21 protein-coding genes are annotated in these 21,553 nt (G+C 62.6%); 19 read left to right on the top strand and 2 right to left on the bottom strand.

Features of this window, described 5'->3' with window-relative positions:
* The first annotated feature begins 444 nt into the window (after window positions 1-444).
* Genes rpmH through mnmE form a run of 5 tightly spaced genes read left to right on the top strand, consistent with a single transcriptional unit; the run spans window position 445 to window position 4,321 of the window.
* Window positions 445-579: a 50S ribosomal protein L34 gene (rpmH, locus tag E4634_RS14880; protein ID WP_135445259.1), complete on the top strand. Its 135-nt coding sequence runs from the start codon at window positions 445-447 to the stop codon at window positions 577-579.
* Between the two features lie 14 nt (window positions 580-593).
* Window positions 594-977 carry a ribonuclease P protein component gene (gene rnpA / locus E4634_RS14875; protein ID WP_135445257.1) on the top strand — a complete coding sequence of 128 codons (384 nt, stop codon included), beginning with the start codon at window positions 594-596 and terminating at the stop codon, window positions 975-977.
* Window positions 977-1,204 (top strand): membrane protein insertion efficiency factor YidD, encoded by a 228-nt coding sequence (gene yidD, locus E4634_RS14870; RefSeq protein WP_135445255.1) that lies wholly within the window; start codon window positions 977-979, stop codon window positions 1,202-1,204. The genes rnpA and yidD overlap by 1 nt, the downstream gene beginning before the upstream one ends.
* Window positions 1,205-1,221: 17 nt before the next feature.
* A complete protein-coding gene (gene yidC, locus E4634_RS14865) occupies window positions 1,222-2,913 on the top strand; it encodes a membrane protein insertase YidC (RefSeq protein WP_135445253.1) in 1,692 nt (563 codons plus the stop codon).
* A 37-nt stretch (window positions 2,914-2,950) separates the two neighbouring features.
* Window positions 2,951-4,321: a tRNA uridine-5-carboxymethylaminomethyl(34) synthesis GTPase MnmE gene (gene mnmE / locus E4634_RS14860; protein WP_135445251.1), complete on the top strand. Its 1,371-nt coding sequence runs from the start codon at window positions 2,951-2,953 to the stop codon at window positions 4,319-4,321.
* Between the two features lie 657 nt (window positions 4,322-4,978).
* On the opposite strand, the gene E4634_RS14855 is transcribed toward mnmE, so the two are convergent.
* Window positions 4,979-6,967 (bottom strand): sodium-translocating pyrophosphatase, encoded by a 1,989-nt coding sequence (locus tag E4634_RS14855; RefSeq protein WP_135445249.1) that lies wholly within the window; start codon window positions 6,965-6,967, stop codon window positions 4,979-4,981.
* 123 nt (window positions 6,968-7,090) lie between these two features.
* Here E4634_RS14855 and E4634_RS14850 point away from each other — a divergent pair, with 123 nt between their 5' ends.
* Window positions 7,091-7,927, top strand: a complete 837-nt coding sequence (locus E4634_RS14850; protein WP_135445247.1) for an alpha/beta hydrolase — start codon at window positions 7,091-7,093, stop codon at window positions 7,925-7,927.
* Between the two features lie 122 nt (window positions 7,928-8,049).
* On the opposite strand, the gene E4634_RS14845 is transcribed toward E4634_RS14850, so the two are convergent.
* Window positions 8,050-9,336 carry an alpha/beta hydrolase gene (locus E4634_RS14845; protein WP_135445245.1) on the bottom strand — a complete coding sequence of 429 codons (1,287 nt, stop codon included), beginning with the start codon at window positions 9,334-9,336 and terminating at the stop codon, window positions 8,050-8,052.
* A 209-nt stretch (window positions 9,337-9,545) separates the two neighbouring features.
* On the opposite strand from E4634_RS14845, the gene mnmG reads away from it, so the two are divergent.
* The 13 genes from mnmG (at window position 9,546) to E4634_RS14780 (ending at window position 21,226) form a co-directional block, all read left to right on the top strand.
* A complete protein-coding gene (gene mnmG, locus E4634_RS14840; protein ID WP_135445244.1) occupies window positions 9,546-11,468 on the top strand; it encodes a tRNA uridine-5-carboxymethylaminomethyl(34) synthesis enzyme MnmG in 1,923 nt (640 codons plus the stop codon).
* A 1-nt stretch (window position 11,469) separates the two neighbouring features.
* Window positions 11,470-12,114: a 16S rRNA (guanine(527)-N(7))-methyltransferase RsmG gene (rsmG, locus tag E4634_RS14835; RefSeq protein ID WP_135445243.1), complete on the top strand. Its 645-nt coding sequence runs from the start codon at window positions 11,470-11,472 to the stop codon at window positions 12,112-12,114.
* A gap of 14 nt (window positions 12,115-12,128) precedes the next feature.
* Entirely contained in the window at window positions 12,129-12,938 is an 810-nt protein-coding gene (locus E4634_RS14830; RefSeq protein WP_135445241.1) for a ParA family protein, read from the top strand.
* A 13-nt stretch (window positions 12,939-12,951) separates the two neighbouring features.
* Window positions 12,952-13,842, top strand: coding sequence for a ParB/RepB/Spo0J family partition protein (locus E4634_RS14825; protein WP_135445239.1), 891 nt, complete (start codon window positions 12,952-12,954; stop codon window positions 13,840-13,842).
* 290 nt (window positions 13,843-14,132) lie between these two features.
* A complete protein-coding gene (locus tag E4634_RS14820) occupies window positions 14,133-14,519 on the top strand; it encodes an ATP synthase subunit I (RefSeq protein WP_135445237.1) in 387 nt (128 codons plus the stop codon).
* A 31-nt stretch (window positions 14,520-14,550) separates the two neighbouring features.
* Complete coding sequence (gene atpB / locus E4634_RS14815) at window positions 14,551-15,444, top strand: F0F1 ATP synthase subunit A (RefSeq protein WP_135445235.1); 894 nt, start codon at window positions 14,551-14,553, stop codon at window positions 15,442-15,444.
* Between the two features lie 37 nt (window positions 15,445-15,481).
* Window positions 15,482-15,709, top strand: a complete 228-nt coding sequence (atpE, locus tag E4634_RS14810; protein WP_009020576.1) for a F0F1 ATP synthase subunit C — start codon at window positions 15,482-15,484, stop codon at window positions 15,707-15,709.
* 66 nt (window positions 15,710-15,775) lie between these two features.
* Entirely contained in the window at window positions 15,776-16,246 is a 471-nt protein-coding gene (locus E4634_RS14805; protein WP_135445233.1) for a F0F1 ATP synthase subunit B, read from the top strand.
* An 11-nt stretch (window positions 16,247-16,257) separates the two neighbouring features.
* Entirely contained in the window at window positions 16,258-16,794 is a 537-nt protein-coding gene (locus E4634_RS14800; protein WP_135445231.1) for a F0F1 ATP synthase subunit delta, read from the top strand.
* Window positions 16,795-16,828: 34 nt separating this feature from the next.
* Window positions 16,829-18,373 carry a F0F1 ATP synthase subunit alpha gene (atpA, locus tag E4634_RS14795; RefSeq protein WP_135445229.1) on the top strand — a complete coding sequence of 515 codons (1,545 nt, stop codon included), beginning with the start codon at window positions 16,829-16,831 and terminating at the stop codon, window positions 18,371-18,373.
* A gap of 17 nt (window positions 18,374-18,390) precedes the next feature.
* Complete coding sequence (gene atpG / locus E4634_RS14790) at window positions 18,391-19,254, top strand: F0F1 ATP synthase subunit gamma (protein ID WP_135445227.1); 864 nt, start codon at window positions 18,391-18,393, stop codon at window positions 19,252-19,254.
* A gap of 115 nt (window positions 19,255-19,369) precedes the next feature.
* Entirely contained in the window at window positions 19,370-20,767 is a 1,398-nt protein-coding gene (gene atpD / locus E4634_RS14785; RefSeq protein ID WP_135445225.1) for a F0F1 ATP synthase subunit beta, read from the top strand.
* Between the two features lie 30 nt (window positions 20,768-20,797).
* A complete protein-coding gene (locus E4634_RS14780; RefSeq protein ID WP_135445223.1) occupies window positions 20,798-21,226 on the top strand; it encodes a F0F1 ATP synthase subunit epsilon in 429 nt (142 codons plus the stop codon).
* Window positions 21,227-21,553 lie beyond the last annotated feature (327 nt).

The raw sequence follows: 21,553 nt of genomic DNA, 5'->3' as shown, positions 1-21,553 counted from the left end.
GGTTTGATTTGTTTTTTTTCCGGTCTGAACTGGGCGACCAGAGAGCGCATCATAACGCTGCTCTGCCCGGTTATCCACAAAAATTTTCTGTGGGCAAAAAAATATATTTTATATATTTTTCAATTAGTTATGGAATTACAGCTCAGATAATAGCCAGAGCGGGCCAGCGTCGGGTAACACTTCCGATCTGTGGATAACTTGTTAATAAAATATGGAGAAATTGTGGGAGGATGGCCGCAGGGCACGCCGCTCAACGATTTCGACCCTGCGGGAGTAGGGTACCGAAATCACCCCGCTTGAAGGCCTGGCAGGCGCAATTCGGGTATCGAAAATTACCCGCCTGACGCAATTGAATTAGGCTGGTCGTTAACCTAGAATACCCAGCCTTTTTTTCCGCCCCGGCTGTGCCGGTGGCTTTACTGACAGATTCAGGTGGAATCAACCATGAAGAGAACATTCCAGCCCAGCGTTTTGAAGCGCAAGCGCACCCACGGTTTCCGTGCCCGTATGGCAACTAAAAACGGCCGCCAGGTACTGGCCCGTCGTCGCGCCCGCGGCCGCAAGGTCCTGTCCGCATAAGGCGACCAGTGTAAGTGGATGCCGGGCACCGCTTCACCCGGGACAGTCGCCTTCTCAATGCCGCTGACTACAAGCGCGTATTTGACGACGTCCAGGCCAAAGCGGGACACCGGCATCTATTACTGCTGGCGCGACCAAACGCCGCGGCGCAACACCGTCTCGGCCTGGTCATCGCCAAGAAGCATGTCCGGCTCGCGGTTCAGCGCAACCGGATCAAGCGGCTGACCCGCGAGGTCTTCCGCCACCTGCCCCACACCGAGCCGACGCTGGATGTCATCGTCCTGGCGCGGCCGGGACTGGGCGATTTGGATAATGCCGAGCTATCCACTATATTGCGGCAGCAGTGGCAGAAACTGGTCCGCCACAGCTCCCGGTCCGATAAAGGCTCACAGTCCTGATGCGCAGCTTCTTTATATACATGATCTCCTGTTATAAGGCGCTGCTCAGTCCGTTCCTCGGCCACAACTGCCGTTTCTACCCCACCTGCTCGAGTTACGCCCAGGAGGCGATTGCTGAGCACGGGATCCTGCGCGGTGGCTGGTTGTCCCTGCGCCGAATCGGAAAATGCCATCCCTGGCACGAAGGTGGCGCAGACCCGGTCCCGCCGGGCCGCCACATCCACTAACGCCACAGAATTTCCCTATGGATTTGCAACGCTCACTGCTCATCGGCGCGATCGCGGTTCTTTCATTCATGCTGCTGACCGAGTGGGTGCAGTTCAAGGAAGAGCGCGAAGCCGCGACAACCACCTCTTACACGCAGGCAGACCAGGCACCCGCGGATACGCTGCAGGGCGACCTCCCCGACCTGGAGCAGGTCGCAGCGCCGCACAATGAGGACCTGCCCACCGCACCAGGACAGGCAACCGACAGCGCCAAACCGGCCGCAGCCTCGAAACACCGCTCGATTAGCGTAACCACGGACACACTGCGGCTGGACATCGATCTCCACGGCGGCGACATCGTGCAACTCGGCCTGCCAAAGCATCCGGCCAAACTGGACACACCGGAACAGCCCTTCGTTCTGCTGGAGGACAACCCACAGCGCGTCTACGTTGCGCAAAGCGGCCTGATCGGCAGCGAGGGGATCGATAGCACCGGCCGCGCGCATTTCAGCGCTAGGGCAAAGGAATATGCACTGGTAGAAGGCCAGGACCAGCTGGTCGTCGATCTACATTGGACCGGCAGCGGCAATGTCGATATCACCAAGCGCTTCACCTTTACCCGGGGCGACTACCTGGTAAAAATCGATTACCTGGTAAAGAACAACAGCGACGCACGCTGGCAGGGCAACCTGTTCGGGCAGATCAAGCGCGACAGCAGCCCGGCACCTTCAGCCAGTTCTGCGGGCATGGGTCTCCACCCGTTCCTCGGCGCGGCCATGACCCAGCCCGATGATCATTTCGCCAAATACTCCTTCGACGACATCGCCGACAAGCCCTACCAGGCCCGACTGCCCGGCGGCTGGATTGCAGTCATCCAGCACTACTTCCTGAGCGCCTGGGTGCCCAACCCGGAACAGTCGCACAACTACAGCATGCGGGTGACCAATTCCGGCTATAACATCGTCGGTTTCACCGGTCCGGCCGTCGCCGTCGATCCCGGCCAGTCCGCCAAGATCGGCGCTTCATTCTATGCAGGACCCAAGGACCAGTACCGCCTCAAGGAGATCTCGCCCTATCTCGACCTGGTCGTCGACTACGGCTGGCTGTGGTGGATTGCGCAACCGCTGTTCTGGCTGCTGATCAAGATCCACGGCATCGTCGGCAACTGGGGTGTCGCCATCATCCTGCTCACCGTGCTGGTCAAAGGGCTGTTCTTCAAGCTGTCCGCCACCAGCTATCGCTCCATGGCCAAGATGCGCCAGGTACAGCCGAAAATGGTGGAAATCCGCGAACGCTACGCGGATGACAAACAAAAGCAGTCCCAGGCGATGATGGATCTGTATCGCAAGGAGAAGGTTAACCCCATGGGCGGTTGCCTGCCCGTGCTCGTGCAGATGCCCGTGTTCATCTCTCTCTACTGGGTGCTGATGGAAAGTGTAGAGCTGCGCCAGGCACCCTTCATCCTGTGGATCAAGGACCTCTCGGTCATGGACCCGTACTTCGTACTGCCCATCATCATGGGTGCAGGCATGTGGTTTGCGCAGAAGCTCAACCCGCCGCCGCCGGATCCGACCCAGGCCAAGATCATGCAGTGGCTGCCAATCGTTTTCACATTCTTCTTCCTCTGGTTCCCCTCGGGACTGGTGCTCTACTGGGTCGTCAACCAGGCGCTCTCCATCGCCCAGCAGTGGGTGATCACCCGCCAGATCGAAAAAGCGGCGGCCGCCTGATCCGGCAGGCGCCGCACGCAAATCGCCGCAGGAGCCGATGAGCCAGCTGCCGACCGACGGCGACACCATCGTCGCCATCGCTACCGCACCGGGCCGCGGCGGCATCGGGATTGTCCGGCTCTCCGGCCCGCTGGCGCACAGCATCGCCGCGAAGATTGCCCACCAGCCCCTGCAGCCGCGCCACGCGCATTACTGCACGTTCAGCGATACGCAGGGTGAACCCATCGATTCCGGTATTGCACTGTATTTTCCTGCGCCACATTCGTTTACCGGTGAGGACGTGACTGAACTACAGGGTCACGGCGGACCTGTCGTACTCGATCTGCTGGTCAACACCTGCCTGGCACTGGGCGCCCGCAGCGCCCGCCCGGGCGAGTTCTCCGAACGCGCCTACCTGAATGACAAACTCGACCTGGCGCAGGCCGAGGCGATAGCGGACCTGATCAACAGCACCACCGAGCACGCCGCTCGCAACGCCAACCGCTCCCTGCAGGGTGCGTTTTCCAACGCGATCGACGATCTTGTAGCGCGGGTCATACGCCTGCGGGTCTATGTCGAGGCGGCAATCGACTTCCCCGAAGAGGAGATCGATTTCATAGGCGATGGCGAGGTAAGCCGGCAATTGCAGTCACTGATCGAGCACCTCGAACAGGTCCAGGCCCAGGCGCGCCAGGGAGCGCTGCTGCGCGAGGGGATGAAACTGGTCATCGCCGGGCGTCCGAACGCCGGCAAATCCAGCCTGCTCAACGCGCTCTCCGGGCAGGAAACCGCCATCGTCACGCCGATCGAAGGCACCACCCGTGACGTGCTGCGCGAGCACATCCAGATAGACGGCCTGCCTCTGCACATCGTGGATACCGCAGGCCTGCGTGAAAGCCCAGATGCGATCGAGCGAGAAGGTATTCGCCGGGCCTGGCACGAGATTGCCACGGCGGATCATGTCCTGCTGGTGGTAGACGGCAGCGCGGGTTTTACCAGCCCGGACCCGCGCGATTTATGGCCGGAATTTCACGCTCAAATGCAGCGCGAAATCCCGGTCACAGTGATTCTCAACAAATGCGATATCAGCGCCCTTGGGCCAACTATCGAGGAGTTCGAGACGTTCACCACCGTGCGCCTGTCCGCCCGGACCGGGGACGGTCTCGAACTGCTGAAAACTCACCTCAAACAGAGCATGGGTTATGCCGGCGAAGGGAGTTTCAGCGCCCGGCGCCGACATCTGCAATCCCTGGACGAGGCGCACAGCGCACTGCTCGAGGGCTGGTCCCAGCTCGAGGGTGCCGGCGCCGGTGAGTTACTGGCAGAAGACCTGCGAGCCTGCCAGCAGGCACTGGGCGAAATCACCGGCCAGGTCAGCTCGGATCAGCTCCTGGGTGAAATCTTCAGCAGCTTCTGCATCGGCAAGTGATTTGTACGGACTCAGCAAGTCGTCCGCAGGTAGTCCACAGCCAGACCATACGACATCCACAGCTGGCTCACAGTCCACATAACCATCCACAGCCTGGGCACAGCTTCCTGGCATGTTGTCCCGGGCTGCGTAATCAACCACCCGGGAACGGGTATAACCCGTGGACACCAATGGGTACCGGGCGGTGGACAATAATGGGATAAACATAGAGATCGCGGAGAGGCCGATTTTGTCCCCAATACATCCAACGGCTACCCAGTGCGAATCCAGCGTTAAATCAGGATTTATGGCCCCGGTTATACTTTCTGTAAGTTTTTGTTTTTAAGAAAATAAACGGGATTTTACACAGACGGGGGCGGCCCTAATAACTATAACAACAATAGTTCTATATATATTTATCTATATATATTTCTATATACCTAATAACCATTAACCGCTTCCGAAACGACAACAAACCTGCCCTGGCGACGGCCATACAGATCAAGCTGGGAACAAGAAACTGAATTTCCACACTGTAATCGCGTGTAATTGATTACGTTCCCGTGCGCGAGATACTGTCCGGGTGCAGGGTCGCACTTTAGCGGACAGGGAAGTTCGCACCCTTCAAGACCCCCGCACCCTTTCTCATCCAGGTCCCGCAAGGCATTGCGCTGCCCCCTAAAGGAGCGGCGCGATTACCAGGCTGACGATCGCCATCACGTTTATCAGGATATTCATCGAAGGACCCGAGGTGTCCTTGAAGGGGTCACCCACCGTGTCTCCCACTACGACGGCGGAGTGTGTATCCGAACCCTTGCCGCCCAGGTTGCCCTTTTCGACATACTTCTTGGCGTTGTCCCAGGCGCCACCGGCGTTGGCCATCATCAGTGCCATCAGCACGCAGGCGAGCAATGCGCCACCGAGCATTCCCCCCAGCGAAGCCGCGCCCAGGCCGAATCCCACCAAAACCGGTGATGCTACGGCGATAGCCCCCGGCAACAACATGCGGCGCAGCGCCGCAGTGGTCGCGATATCCACGCAGCGGGCGGTATCCGGTTCTGCCGTGCCCTCGAGCAGCCCGGGAATCTCGTGAAACTGCCGGCGGATCTCGGTGATCATGTCGAATGCGGCCTCGCCCACGGCGGTCATGGTGATGGAGGCGATCAGGAAGGGAATCGAGCCACCGATGAACATGCCTACCAGCACCAGGGGATCGGATAACTCCAGCGTAAAGCCCGGGTCGTGTAACTCCACGGTCTGCACGAAGGCCGCGATGATCGCCAGCGCAGCCAGGGCTGCTGCGCCGATGGCAAAACCCTTGCCGATGGCGGCGGTGGTATTGCCGACTTCGTCCAGGCTGTCAGTGATACGCCGGGTCTCCTCGCCCATCCCGGCCATCTCGGCGATGCCGCCGGCATTGTCCGCCACCGGACCGTAGGCGTCGATCGCCATGGTGATGCCGACCGTGGCGAGCATACCCACAGCGGCGATGCCGACACCGTACAGGTCCGCCAGCCAGGTGGAGATAAATATGATCCCCGCCAGCACCAGGATCGGTATGACCACCGATTGCATGCCCACCGCCAATCCGGTGATCATCACGGTGGCCGGGCCGGTGCCGCCAGCCTTGGCAATGCGTCTTACCGGCGCCGCACCGGTGTAGTACTCGGTCACCAAGCCGATAACGACACCACCCACGGCCCCGCATACCACTGACCACCAGATCGTCTTGTCGAGCCCCAGCCAGGTGATCAGGAACCACGCCGCCGCAACAAACACCACAGGTGCGGCGAGAGTGCCCGAGCGCAGGGCCACTTCCGGCGCCGCCTTGTTGCGCAGGCGCACGACGAGAATGCCGAACAGGGAGGCCAGCAGCCCGATACTGGCCAGCGCCAGCGGCAGGAACATCATGGCGTCGCGCTCGGCGATCGCCAGGGTGGAGGCGATGGCGATACAGGCGATCATCGCACCGCAATACGATTCAAAAATATCCGACCCCATGCCGGCAATATCGCCGACATTGTCGCCGACGTTGTCGGCGATGACGCCGGGGTTGCGCGGGTCGTCTTCGGGTATTCCCGCTTCCACCTTGCCCACCAGGTCCGCCCCGACATCGGCGCTCTTGGTGTAGATGCCGCCGCCGACACGGGAAAACAGCGCGACGGTGGAAGCGCCCATGCCGAAGCCGTGGATTGCGTGTGCGGACTCCTCGCTGGCGCCGAACAGCCAGTAGAGACCCCCAAGGCCGACCAGGCCCAGCGAGGCCACGCAAAGCCCCATGATCGAACCGCCGTAGAAAGAGATCGCCAGGGCGGCGTCGGCACCATGATTGTGTGCCGCCACCGCGGTTCGCACGTTCGCCTTGGTGGCCGCGAACATGCCGAGGAAACCGGCGACTGCCGAGGAGAGCGCACCGACCAGGAAAGCGATAGCGGTGTCTTTGCCCAGCGGTGAAACGAACAGGCCGGTGAGCAACACCGCGGCGAAAATGCCCAGCATGCGGTATTCGCGTTGCATGAACACCATCGCGCCCAGGTGTATCTGGTCGCCGATATGCTTGATGGTACCGTCGCCGTGATTGTGGCGCACGAGGATGTGATAGATGACAAATGCGACTGCCAGACCGGCCAGACCAAGTAACGGGGGTACCACGTGATACTCAGACATACGCTGACTCCATGGTGTTATTATTGATCTCGCCCCCGCATGCTATCCAACTTCCGGCAGGCCGCACAAGAGCCGGCCTGTCCGCGCCGGCGGGGCTCCGACGAGTGAGACAGCGAGGCAGATATGCAGCACAGGGATGGCCGCTTCAATGGACCTTCGGGCTTATCGGTCTACTACCAGTACTGGATGCCCGAGTTGCCGCCGCGCGCGGTGCTGCTGGTGGTACACGGTGCCGGCGAACATTCGTCGCGCTACCAGGCTCTCGCCGAATTCTTCTGCGCCCACGGCTTCATGGTCGCGGCGCTTGACCACATCGGACACGGCCGTTCCGATGGCGACTACGGCCATGTCGAACGCTTCTCGGACTACCTCGAAACGCTGGCGATTTTCCGTCGCCAGGTGGAGCAGGACGCCCCCGGCCTGCCGGTGATCCTGCTCGGTCACAGCATGGGCGGGCTGATCAGTGCGGCCTATGTCCTCGATCACGGTGATGAGTTCCGCGCCTGCGCCCTGTCCGGCCCGGCGATCATGACGGAACTCACGCCCGGGCCGGTGCAGGTGTGGATCATCAAGCTGTTGTCCGCGCTGTTGCCGAAAGCCGGGGTCATGCAACTCGACGCGGGCGGCGTGAGTCGCGACCCGTCAGTGGTGAGCGCCTATGTGAGCGACCCGCTGGTGAACCACGGCAAGATGTCCGCGCGGTTTGTCAGCGAGTTGTTTGCCACCATGTTGCGCGTGCAGGCGGAGGTTGGCCGCATCGCGCTGCCCCTGCTGGTCATGCACGGGGAGGCCGACGCCATGACGGCGCCCGCGGGTGCGAAATTCCTGGTGGAAAACGCCAGTTCGACGGAAAAAACGCTGAAGCTCTACCCGGGCCTGTACCACGAGATATTCAATGAGCCGGAACGCGAGCAGGTGCTGGCGGACCTGCTGGCATGGTGTGAGGCTCGCTTAGCCTAGTTTTGCCTTGCCAGATTTGCATGACTGGTTCTGCAGGCCTGGTTTTTCTGAAATAGCTTTCCTGGATTAGCTCGCCTGAATTAGCTATACGGGATCAGCGCAGCAGAACCAGCGACCCAAAATCACTCGCCCGCTGCTGTTTCCGCATCAACGTCCTGCGCCGCTTGCATCCTGTGCTGCGCCAGGGACCACTCGAGAAAACGGTGCACGGCGTTGATCGTGTGTTCGGCGCGGATACTGTGCAGCAGCTCGAAACCGTGCTCCGCCCAGGGCATCTCTGCATACACCACCGGCGCTGTCGATACGCTGCGCAGGCGCTGCACGAAGACCCTGGCATCATCTACGGGTATCAGGCTGTCGTGGGTCCCGTGCAGGACCATGAACGGCGGCGCGTCCTCGCGCAGGTGGGTAATCGGCGAGGCGAGGTCCCATAACTTCGGGTTCTCCTCCTCGGTTTCGTACATCACCCGGTGGCGCAGGAATTTCAGCAGGGTTTCGCGACTGTGGTGCTGGTCGTAGCGGCCCAGGAAATCGTACAGCCCGTAGAAGGGGACTGCGGCCTGCAGACTGGTGTCGACCAGCGGATGGTCGGTCTGTAGTTCGGGCAGGTTGGCGGTCAGGCCCATCAGCGCCGCCAGGTGACCCCCGGCGGACCCACCGGTAACCGCGACGAACCCGGTATCCATGCCGTAGGCTTTCCCGTTTTCACGCACCCAGCACAGGGCGCGTTTGCAGTCTTCGAGATGGGTAGGGAAACCCACGCTGGGGCTGAGGCGGTAGTTGGCGGCGACGCAGATCCAGCCGCGGGCCGCCAGGTGATACATGAGGGGCAGTGCCTGGTCGTCTTTCTTGCTCAGGGTCCAGGCACCGCCGTGAATCTGCAGCAGGACCGGGCAGCCGCCCTCGGGGATGAATTCGGGCCGGTAGATATCCAGCTGCTGGCGCATGCCGCCGGGGGCGTAAGGAATATCGCGCAACACTTCTACGCCCGGTCGCGGCCAGCGGAACGGGTGTTTCCAGTCGTCGAAGCTGACCGATTCGCGCAGTTGTTCGCTGCGTTCGGTCGGTATGTCCCGGCGGTAATCGCTGCCCAGGCCGCTTTCCAGGGCGGATTCCAGGACCTCGTCGGCGTGCAGGGCCTGCCAGATGCTCCAGCCGAAGCCCGCCCAGGTTACCAGCAGGACCAGCAGGGCAAGTTCACCCAGCGCGGTGGAAAGGGCGCCGCCGATACACATGAGCAGGCTGAGCGTTACCTGAAGTGGCAGCCAGAACCAGGCCAGTTCAGTGGCCAGCAAGGTGACGCCGAACGCGCCCCAGGGGATGCTGTCGCGCACGGTGGTGCGCGGCTGGAAGACGGTGTACATGACCACCAGGTTGATCAGGGCCATCAGGGCCAGTAGCCAGTCCATTGCGAGTCGTCCCTCTAGCGTCGCCCGCTGCGGGTGCCGGGCCTGGATGTTTGCACTTTACACAAGCCGGTAACCGCTTGTCCAAGTGCCTACCGGTGGTGCAAAAGCGGTTGTAAAGCCACCTGGAAACAGGCGAACATTTTTTGATCAGCGGGCGTAGCGCACGTATAATCGCGCCCCCGGTTTTGCCCACAGGTGAGGGCCTGCGCGTGGATTTCAAACAACAGTTCGATGTGATCGTGGTCGGCGGCGGCCACGCCGGTACCGAGGCCTGCCTCGCGGCCGCGCGCATGGGCTGTCGTACCCTGTTGCTCAGCCACAGCGTGGATACCCTGGGCCAGATGTCCTGCAACCCGGCAATTGGCGGGATCGGCAAGAGCCACCTGGTGAAAGAGGTAGACGCACTGGGCGGCGCCATGGCGCGCGCCACCGACCGCGCCGGCATCCAGTTCCGCACCCTGAATTCGCGCAAAGGTCCTGCCGTACGCGCCACCCGTGCACAAGCCGACCGCGTGCTCTACCGCAACGCCATCCGCCAGATCCTCGAGGGCCAGGAAAACCTTTGGATTTTCCAGCAGGCAGTGGACGACCTGCTGCTGGACGGCGATACCGTTGCCGGCGTGGTGACGCAGATGGGCGTGGTATTCCGCGCGCCACGCGTCGTGCTGACCACAGGCACTTTCCTCGGCGGCAAGCTGCACATCGGCATGGAGAACAGTGCCGGCGGCCGCGCGGGGGACCCGCCGTCCATCGCGCTGGCGCGCCGCCTGCGTGAACTGCCGTTTCGCGTCGAGCGCCTGAAAACCGGGACGCCGCCGCGCATCGATGCGCGCAGCGTGGATTTTTCCGGCCTCGAAGAGCAGTGGGGTGACGAACCCATTCCGGTCATGTCATTCGTCGGCAGCGCCGCGGAGCACCCGGAACAACGCTGTTGCTGGATTACCCACACCAACGAGCGCACCCATGACATCATTCGCGGCGGCCTGGATCGCTCGCCGTTGTTTTCCGGGGTGATCGAGGGCATCGGCCCGCGGTACTGCCCGAGCATCGAAGACAAGATCCACCGCTTCGCCGACAAGAACTCCCACCAGGTCTTCATCGAGCCGGAGGGCCTGACTACGCCCGAGCTGTACCCCAACGGTATCTCCACCAGCCTGCCCTTCGATGTGCAGGTCGACCTGGTGCACTCCATCAAGGGCTTCGAGAACGCGCACATCACCCGGCCGGGATACGCGATCGAATACGACTTCTTCGACCCGCGCGACCTGAATTACTCGCTGGAATCGAAAGTATTGCCGGGCCTGTACCTGGCAGGACAGATCAACGGCACCACCGGTTACGAGGAAGCCGCGGCCCAGGGGCTGCTCGCCGGCCTCAACGCGGCACTGGCGGTGCGTGGCCAGGAGGCCTGGTGCCCGCGCCGCGACGAGGCCTATATCGGCGTTCTGGTTGACGACCTGATTACCATGGGCACCGCCGAGCCCTACCGCATGTTTACTTCTCGTGCGGAGCATCGACTGCTGCTGCGCGAAGACAACGCCGACCTGCGCCTGACCCCCGCGGGCCGCGATATGGGCCTGGTCGATGACACCCGCTGGCGCCGTTTCGAAGCCAAGAGCGAGGCCATCGAGCTCGAGCGTACGCGCCTTGCCGGTACCTGGATCCAGCCCGGCAGCCCCGAGGCGAGCGCCCTGGAACCGCTGGTCAGTGCACCGCTGACCCGGGAGTATTCGCTGCTCGACCTGCTGCGCCGCCCGGAACTCGAATACACGGATATCGCCAGTCTCAAGGGTGAACCGGTGGACGACGCGCAGGCCGCGCAGCAGGTCACCATCCAGGCCAAGTACGCCGGGTATATCGATCGCCAGCAGGAAGAGATCGAACGCCTGCGCCGGCACGAGAACACCCGCCTGCCCGCAGACCTCGACTACCAGCGGGTCGATGGGCTGTCCAACGAGGTCCGCCAGAAACTCGAGGCGGCCCGTCCCGAGACCCTGGCGCGCGCCAGCCGTATTCCCGGCGTGACGCCGGCGGCGGTGTCCCTACTGCTCATCTACCTGAAGAAGCGCGGTGCACTCGGGGCGTCCGGTGCTGCGGCGCCCGACGACGCCGACCCGCGTAAACTGGCCTGACTTGGAGGCCGCCTGCGCAACTGAGCTGGCACGGGGCTGCGAGACCCTGGGTGTTGGCACCAGTGGACGCGAGCAGGAGCAGTTACTCACTTACCTCGAGCTGCTGGCAAAGTGGAACGGCGCCTATAACCTCACCGCCGTGCGCGAGCCGCTGGACATGGTGCGCCTGCACCTGCTCGACAGCCTGGCGATTGCGCCCTTCGTGCACGGCCAGCGCCTGATCGACGTCGGCACCGGCGGCGGCCTGCCTGGCGTACCCCTGGCCATACTGTTTCCCGAGCGCGAGATACACCTGCTGGACAGCAACGGCAAGAAGACCCGTTTCCTGTTCCAGGTGAAAACTGCCCTGGGCTTGGATAATATGGCCGTTCACCAGGCGCGGGTGGAACAGTTCCGCGATGGCGGACAGTTCGATGCCGTATTGTCCCGGGCATTTGCATCGCTGCGGGACATGGTTATCGGCTGCCGCCACCTGCCGGGCCCGGAAGGCGTGTTTCTCGCCATGAAAGGTGCCTACCCCCAGGCGGAACTGGATGCCCTGGGGGAGTTGTGTGACATCCGCGCGGTGCACCCGCTTTCCGTACCCGGACTGGACGCCCAGCGTCACCTGGTCGAAATGGCACTGCGCGAGCCCAGCGGCAACTGACGGAACCGGGATACGTGGCAAGAATCATCGCAATCGCTAACCAGAAAGGCGGGGTCGGCAAGACCACTACCTGCGTCAACCTCGCCGCTTCCCTGGCCGCGATGAAAAAGCGCGTGCTGCTCATCGACCTCGACCCCCAGGGCAACGCCACCATGGGCAGCGGCATCGACAAGTACTCGGTGCAGCACAGCATCTACGACGTGTTGGTGCACATGGCGACCATCGCCGACGTGGTGCAACGGCCGGAGCAGGGCGGTTTCGACGTGGTGCCCTCCAACCGCGACGTGATCGCCGCCGAGGTGGAACTGGTCGATGTCGAGCACAAGGAGCGCCGCCTGCGCGCCGCGCTGTCCGTGGGCAGCGCGATTTACGACTATGTGCTGATCGACTGCCCGCCCACCCTCAACATGCTGACCCTGAACGCCATGGTGGCAGCGGACGGCGTGCTGATTACCATGCAGTGCGAGTACTTCGCGCTCGAAGGCCTGTCCGACCTGCTCGGCACCATCGGCCGTATCGCCCAGTCGGTGAACCCGGAGCTTGTCGTGGAAGGCATCCTGCGCACCATGTACGATCCGCGCAACTCGCTGACCAACGAGGTTTCCAACCAGCTGCACGAACATTTCGGCGACAAGGTGTACCGCACCGTGATCCCGCGCAACATCCGCCTTGCGGAGGCACCCAGCCACGGCGTTCCGGTCATGTACTACGATCGCTACTCGCGCGGCGCCAAGGCCTACATGGCGCTGGCCGGCGAGATCCTGCGCCGCGCCGAGCGCGCCGGCCAGGCTGCCGACCCGGCGCTGGCCCAGACCACCGAATGAACGGAGATTGAACATGGCGGGGAAGAAACGCTCGCTGGGCCGCGGCCTGGATGCGCTGCTCGGCGCCAGCGCCACCGCACCTGTCGACACCAGTAGCGGTGCCGGCGCCGACGCGGCGGACGCCGACCGTCAGTTGCGCGATCTGCCCGTCGATCTCATCCAGCGCGGCAAGTACCAGCCGCGCCGCGACATCGAACCGGAATCCCTGCAGGAACTGGCCGACAGCATCAAGGCCCAGGGGGTCATGCAACCCATTGTGGTGCGGCCGATCTCTGCCAACCGCTACGAGATCATCGCCGGCGAGCGTCGCTGGCGCGCCACCCAGCTGGCCGGTCTCGACAGCATTCCCGCGGTAGTGCGCGATGTGCCGGACGAGGCGGCCATCGCCATGGCCCTGATCGAGAATATCCAGCGCGAGGACCTCAATCCGGTGGAGGAAGCTCTCGCCCTGCAGCGCCTGCAGGAGGAATTCGAGCTGACCCAGCAGGAGGTCGCCGAGGCGGTGGGCAAGTCGCGCTCCACGGTGGCCAACCTGTTGCGCCTGCTCAGCCTGCAGGAGGATGTGCGCCGCCTGCTGGAGCACGGCGACCTGGAAATGGGTCATGCCCGCGCCCTGCTCGCCCTGGAGGCCGGCGAGCAGTCCCACGCCGCCGGCCAGGTGGTGGCCAAGGGGCTGTCGGTGCGCCAGACCGAGGCACTGGTCCGCCACCTGCAGGCGGTGCGTGAAAAGCCGGCGGCAGCCCCGCCGACGCTGGACCCGAATGTCCGCCAGTTGCAGGACGAGCTGTCGCAGAAACTCGGGGCCAAAGTCCAGATCCAGCACTCCGCCCGGGGCAAGGGCAAACTTATCCTGAACTACAATTCCCTGGACGAGCTGGACGGTATTCTCGGCCACATTAAATAGCCTGAACCAGAACGATTTCCGGCCCGCTTCCAGCAGTCTCGCAAGTGGGCGGAGAACACAGGATATAGTGGTCAATTTATGACCAGGCACAAGATGGGCGCTCAGGCCGGAAGCGCCATTCAATTCCCAGAAAAACCGCGGTGAACTGCCCGCGAAATGCGGGGAAAATTAATACTTTGGTCGGTGCCGGTTGAGTTGAACCCCCCGGGTAATCAACCTATAATGCGCGCCGCCCTGTACGAGGAACAACCCCGTGTGGCATATGGTGTGGAGAGCGCGGCGAGGCACCCATGAAAGGTGCTGAAATAGCCCGTCCTCCCGTCCATCGCATCACCCTGGCTCAACTGGCGATCCTGACCTGCGCGTGCCTTCTTACGTTGGCGCACGACACGGTCATGACCCAGTCCCTGGCCGCGGGTGGCATGGTGGCCATCGTTCCCCAGGCGTATTTCGCGACGCTGGCGTTCCGCCGCCGCGGCGCGGGTTCAGCAAGGATGATCGCCCGCTCGAGCTATGCCGGTGAAGTCGGCAAGTTCGCGCTCAGCGCAGCCGGTTTCGCCGTGGTCTTTGCAACCCTGAGACCGATAGACGGCCTCGCGGTTTTCGCCGGGTACCTGGCGATGCTGGCAGTACAGATTATTGGTAGCTGGCTGCTTTTGGTGCGGCCACTAAGATGAAAGCAGACGTAGCATAGGCAAGAGTCGATCGATGGCAGCTTCCGGCGAAACACAAACCGTTTCCGAATACATCGTCCACCACCTGACCAACCTCACCTACGGCAAGTTGCCCGCTGGTTTTGAGCGCCATGGCGCCGACGGCGTTCACGTGGTGCCCGAAGGTGGCGTCTGGACTTTCGCCCACGGCGGTGCCGAGGCGTCAGCCATGGGCTTCACCGCAATCCACGTGGATTCCATGCTGTGGTCCATCGGCCTCGGCGTGATTTTCTGCTGGCTGTTCACCCGCGTGGCCAAGAAAGCTTCCTCCGGCGTGCCCAGCGGCATGGTCAATGCGTTCGAGATGATCGTCGGCTTCGTCGACAACACCGTGAAAGACACCTTCCACGGCCACAACAAGCTTATCGCACCGCTGGCCCTGACCATTTTCGTCTGGGTCTTCCTGATGAACCTGATGGACCTGATCCCGGTCGACCTGGTGCCGCACCTGCTCATGCTGGTGGGCGTGCCCTACCAGAAGATCGTGCCATCCACCGATCCCAACATCACCATGGGCATGGCGGTGGGCGTGTTCATCCTCATGCTCTACTACTCGATCAAGGTGAAGGGCTTCGGCTTCGTCAAGGAGCTGACTCTCAACCCCTTCAACCACCCGCTATTTATCCCCATCAACCTGTTCATGGAAGTGGTTGGCCTGCTGGCCAAGCCCTTCTCCCTCGGCCTGCGTCTGTTCGGCAACATGTACGCGGGCGAGATGATCTTCATTCTTATTGCAGCGCTGTTCAGCGCCGGCATCGCCTGGATGGTGCCCGCGGGACTGCTGCAGATCGGCTGGGCGATTTTCCACATCCTGGTAATTACCCTGCAGGCTTTCATCTTCATGGTGCTGACAATCGTTTACCTCAGCATGGCCCATGAAGACCATTAATCAACCACACTTTGGTTCTTAACGTTAGGAGAAACTCATGGAACTGATTTACGTTGCTGCCGCCATCATGATGGGTCTGGGTGGTCTGGGTGCCGCCATCGGCGTTGGCCTGCTGGGCGGAAAGCTCATCGAAGGTTCTGCTCGCCAGCCTGAACTGGCTCCCAAGCTGCAGGTGACCTTCTTCCTGGGCGCCGGCCTGGTGGACGCGATCCCCATTATCGGTGTTGGTATCGCGATGTACCTGATCTTCGTAGTTGCTGGCTAACCGGAATTCCATTCGCGGGGCCGCACGTTTGTCTGGCGGTCCCCAGCAACCTGTGAGGAGAAGAGCGTGAATATCAATCTGACGCTTATCGGGCAGATGGTCGCCTTCGTCATCTTCGTGTGGTTCTGCATGAAGTACGTATGGCCGCCGATCCTGGCTGCCATGGCGGAGCGCGAGCAGAAAATCGCCGACGGCCTGGCCGCGGCGGATCGCGCCAGCCACGATCTGGAACTGGCCCAGGAGAAAGCCGTCGAGCGACTCAAGGAAGCCAAGGAAGAGGCCGCTGGCATCATCGATGCCGCCAACAAGCGCGCCAACCAGTTGGTGGAAGAGGCCAAGGATGCCGCGGTAGCCGAGGCCGACCGGGTCAAGGCATCCGCCCAGGCAGAGATCGAGCTGGAAGCCAACCGCGCTCGCGAGCAACTGCGCAGCCAGGTTGCAGCCCTGTCCCTGGCCGGCGCGGAGAAAGTGCTGGGTGCGGCGATCGACCAGAACGCGCACGCGGACCTGGTCGAGAAGCTGGCATCCGAGCTCTGAGGCGGTGACACATGGCTGAACTGAGCACACTGGCACGCCCCTACGCCCGCGCGGCGTTCGAGTTCGCCCGCGAGCGCGATGCGCTGGCGCAATGGTCCGAACAACTCGCGACCTGCGCGGCAGTGAGCGCCGATGCGAGCGTGGCCAAGCTGCTGGACAACCCGTCGTACACCCACGAGCAACAGGCGCAGGCGCTGAACGACCTGTGCGGCGATGCCACCGGTGCCGAAGTGAAGAACTTCGTGCGCGTGCTCGCCGCCAACCGGCGCCTCGGTCTGCTGGTGGAAATCTACGCGTTGTTCGAGCAATTGAAATCGGCGCAGGAGAAGCGCGTGGACGTCGAGGTGATCTCCGCCTTCGACCTCGACGACGCGACGACGGCGCGCCTGTCCGAGGCACTGGGCAGGAAACTGGAACGCGATGTGCAGGTCAGCACCTCCACCGACAGCTCGCTGCTGGGTGGCGTCTTGATCAGGGCCGGGGATCTGGTGATCGACGGTTCGGTGCGCGGCCGCCTGAACAAGCTGGCCGAGGCTATGAATTCCTGACAGGCGTCGGGATACAGGATTTGAGGAACAGAGCATGCAGCAACTGAATCCATCTGAAATCAGCGAGATTATCAAGCAGCGCATCGAGCAGCTCGATGTGACCAGCGAAGCTCGCAACGAAGGCACCGTGGTCTCCGTGACCGACGGTATTATCCGCATCCACGGCCTGGCCGACGTGATGTACGGCGAAATGATCGAGTTCGAGGGCGGCGTCTACGGTATGGCGCTGAACCTGGAGCGCGACTCTGTCGGCGCGGTTATCCTCGGCGACTACAAGGCACTGGCTGAAGGCCAGAGCTGCCGCTGCACCGGTCGTATCCTGGAAGTGCCCGTCGGCCCCGAGCTGCAGGGCCGCGTGGTAGACGCCCTGGGTAACCCGATCGACGGCAAGGGCCCGATCAATGCCGGCATGACCGACGCGCTGGAAAAAGTGGCGCCGGGCGTTATCGCCCGCCAGTCGGTAGACCAGCCGGTACAGATTGGCCTCAAGGCTATCGACGCCATGGTGCCGATCGGCCGCGGCCAGCGCGAGCTGATCATCGGCGACCGCCAGATCGGTAAGACCGCCATCGCCATCGACGCGATCATCAACCAGAAAGGCAGCGGCATTAAGTGTATCTATGTCGCTGTAGGCCAGAAGGCTTCCTCAGTAGCGGCTGTAGTACGCAAACTGGAAGAGCACGGCGCCATGGACCACACCATCGTGGTTGCGGCGACCGCCTCCGACCCGGCCGCCATGCAGTACCTGGCGCCGTTCGCCGGCTGCACCATGGGCGAGTACTACCGCGACCGCGGTGAAGACGCCCTGATCATTTATGACGACCTGACCAAGCAGGCCTGGGCCTACCGCCAGATCTCCCTGCTGCTGCGTCGCCCGCCGGGCCGTGAAGCCTACCCCGGTGACGTGTTCTACCTGCACTCCCGCCTGCTGGAGCGCGCCGCGCGGGTCAACGCCGACTACGTCGAGAAGTTCACCGACGGCGCCGTTAAGGGCCAGACCGGTTCCCTCACCGCACTGCCGGTGATCGAGACCCAGGCCGGCGACGTGTCCGCGTTCGTACCGACCAACGTGATCTCCATTACCGATGGCCAGATCTTCCTCGAGGCCGACATGTTCAACGCGGGCGTGCGCCCGGCGATGAACGCCGGTATCTCCGTATCCCGCGTGGGTGGTGCGGCGCAGACCAAGATCATGAAGAAGCTGTCCGGCGGTATCCGTACCGCGCTGGCGCAGTACCGTGAACTGGCGGCGTTCTCGCAGTTTGCCTCTGACCTCGACGAAGCCACCAAGGCCCAGCTGGACCACGGTGAGCGCGTGACCGAGCTGATGAAGCAGAAGCAGTACTCGCCGCGCAGTGTTGCCGAGATGGGCGTCGTCCTATACGCCGCCAACGAGGGCTACCTGAAGGACGTCGAAGTAGCCAAGATCGGCCCCTTCGAAGACGCCCTGCTGGCTTACATGCATGGCGAGCACGGCGAGCTGATGAACAAGATCGTCGAGACCGGCGACTACAGCGACGAGATTGCAGAGACCTTCAAGTCCGCGATCGAGAAGTTCAAAGCCACCCAGACCTGGTAAGCGCCGAGGATTCGTAGATGGCAGTCGGAAAAGAAATCCGCACCAAGATCTCGAGCATCCAGAGCACGCAGAAGATCACCAGTGCGATGGAAATGGTCGCGGCGAGCAAGATGCGCCGCGCCCAGGAGCGCATGCAGCTGGGCAAGCCCTACGCCCGCCGCATGCGCGCCGTGGTCGGTCACCTGGCCAACGCCGCGCCCGAGTATCGCCACATGTACATGGAGCAGCGCGAGGTCAAGCGCGTCGGCTACATCGTGGTCTCCACCGATCGCGGCCTGTGTGGCGGCCTGAACATCAACCTGTTCAAGGCCACGGTCAAGGCGATGAAAGCCTGGAACGACCAGGGCGTGGGCATTGACCTCAGCCTGGTGGGCGCCAAGGCGGCCGGATTTTTCAACAGCTATGGCGGCAACGTCATCGCAGCGGTGCGTGACCTGGGTGAAGAGCCGTCCATCGCCGACCTGATCGGCGGCGTGAAGGCAATGCTCGACGCCTATGAAGCAGGCACGATCGATCGCCTGTACCTGGTGAGCAACGAGTTCGTCAACACCATGACGCAATCGCCCACTGTGGAACAGATGCTGCCGCTGGAGCCGGAAGACTCCGACGAGATGAAACACCACTGGGACTACCTGTACGAGCCCGATGCGAAGGAGCTGCTGGAAGGCCTGCTCAAGCGCTACATCGAATCACAGGTGTACCAGGCGGTGGTGGAAAACGGTGCCTGCGAACAGGCCGCGCGGATGATGGCGATGAAGAACGCCACCGAGAACGCCGGCGAACTGATCGAGGACCTGCAGCTGATCTACAACAAGGCGCGCCAGGCGGCGATCACCCAGGAGCTGTCGGAAATCGTCAGCGGCGCGGCGGCGATCAGCTAAGAACTAAATGGGGCTATTTTATGGGGTCAGAGCCCTTTTTTGCGGAGCAAAAAAGGGCTCTGACCCCGGGTAACCCCGGGTAACACCCAAGAATTTATTTAGAGAGGATCCGAACATGAGTAGCGGACGCATCGTACAAATCATCGGCGCGGTTATCGACGTGGAGTTTCCGCGTGACGCCGTGCCCCAGGTCTACGACGCACTGACCGTGGGCGAAAAGGGCCTGACCCTGGAAGTCCAGCAGCAGCTCGGCGACGGCGTGGTCCGTTCCATTGCGCTGGGCTCCTCCGAAGGCCTGTCCCGCGGCCTGGCGGTGGACAACACCGGTGCCCCGATTTCCGTGCCGGTAGGTCTGGAAACCCTCGGTCGCATTATGGATGTGCTGGGCAACCCGATCGACGAGTGCGGCCCCATCGGTGAAAAGGAGCGCGCCTCCATCCACCGCGCGGCTCCCACCTATGAAGAGCTGGCGGCGGCCGAAGAGCTGCTGGAAACCGGCATCAAGGTGATCGACCTGGTCTGCCCGTTCGCCAAGGGCGGCAAGATCGGCCTGTTCGGCGGCGCCGGCGTGGGCAAGACCGTAAACATGATGGAGCTGATCAACAACATCGCGATCCAGCACTCCGGCCTGTCCGTGTTTGCCGGCGTGGGCGAGCGTACTCGTGAAGGTAACGACTTCTACTACGAGATGCAGGAGTCCGGCGTTGTAAACACCGAGACCTTCACCGAGTCCAAGGTGGCGATGGTGTACGGCCAGATGAACGAGCCGCCCGGCAACCGCCTGCGCGTGGCCCTGACCGGCCTGACCATGGCGGAGAAATTCCGCGACGAAGGCCGTGACGTACTGCTGTTCATCGACAACATCTACCGTTACACCCTGGCCGGTACCGAAGTATCTGCACTGCTCGGCCGTATGCCTTCCGCGGTGGGCTACCAGCCGACCCTGGCCGAAGAGATGGGTGTACTGCAGGAGCGCATCACCTCCACCAAGGTCGGCTCGATCACGTCCATCCAGGCGGTATACGTACCGGCGGACGACCTGACCGACCCCTCGCCGGCGACTACCTTCGCTCACCTTGACGCGACCGTGGTACTGTCCCGTGACATCGCCGCCAAGGGTATCTACCCCGCGGTGGACCCGCTGGACTCCACCTCGCGCCAGCTGGACCCGCTGCTGATCGGTGCCGAGCACTACGACACCGCCCGCGGTGTGCAGAACGTGCTGCAGCGCTACAAGGAACTCAAGGACATCATCGCCATCCTGGGTATGGACGAACTGTCCGAGGAAGACAAGCAGACCGTGGACCGCGCGCGTAAGATCGAGCGTTTCCTGTCGCAGCCCTTCCACGTGGCGGAAGTCTTCACCGGCTCCCCCGGCAAATACGTGTCCCTGAAGGACACCATCGCCGGCTTCAAGGGCATTCTCGCCGGTGAGTACGACCACCTGCCGGAGCAGGCCTTCTACATGGTTGGCAGCATCGATGAGGCCCTCGAGAAGGCGAAGAAACTCTAAGCCGGACAGCAACGGGAGAGGCCGATAACTATGGCTATGACCATACACTGTGACATCGTCAGCGCGGAGGAGGAAATCTTCTCCGGGCTGGTCGAACTGCTGGTCGCCACCGGCTCCGAGGGCGAGCTTGGCGTGAACTACGGTCACGCCCCGCTGCTCAGCGCCCTGAAGCCCGGCCCGGTACGCATCGTCACCCAGCACGGTGACGAAGAGGTTTACTACGTCTCCGGCGGCTTCCTGGAAGTGCAGCCGGGTGTGGTGACCATTCTTGCCGACACCGCCCTGCGCGCCGACGACGTGGACGAGGCTTCCGCCGAGGAAGCGCGCCGCGAAGCGGAGCACGCCCTGGCCAACCAGTCCGGCGAATTCGACTACGGCCGCGCCTCGGCGCAGCTGGCCGAAGCCGCCGCCCAGCTGGCGACCCTGCGCAAGATGAAAAACCGGGCGGGTCGCGGCTGATACGCTGCCAGCACACAAGAAAGAAAAAGCCCCGCCCAGCGGGGCTTTTTTTTGCCCGGAATGCCGCCCGGGGGCCAGAGTCGGGACTCTGTGCTGCCCGGGGTCAGAGCCGCGGCTCTGACCCCTCTCTCCAGGCGGTGCAATTCCACAACGCGGCATCTGTATTTACCGCCCGGGGTCAGAGTCATGACTCTGACCCCTACTTCCTCCTCGTCCACCGCCGGGCAAACAACCCGGCCCATGCCCACAACACCCGCCCGGGCGGTTGGCGCCCAAGGTGAATTCCGTTAACTTGGGTCGCCGAAAAATAAAACATGGAAGGGACGA

Source organism: Mangrovimicrobium sediminis (genome assembly GCF_004745945.1).
GTDB classification, from domain to species: domain Bacteria; phylum Pseudomonadota; class Gammaproteobacteria; order Pseudomonadales; family Halieaceae; genus Mangrovimicrobium; species Mangrovimicrobium sediminis.
This window is presented reverse-complemented; position numbering and strand designations above follow the sequence as displayed.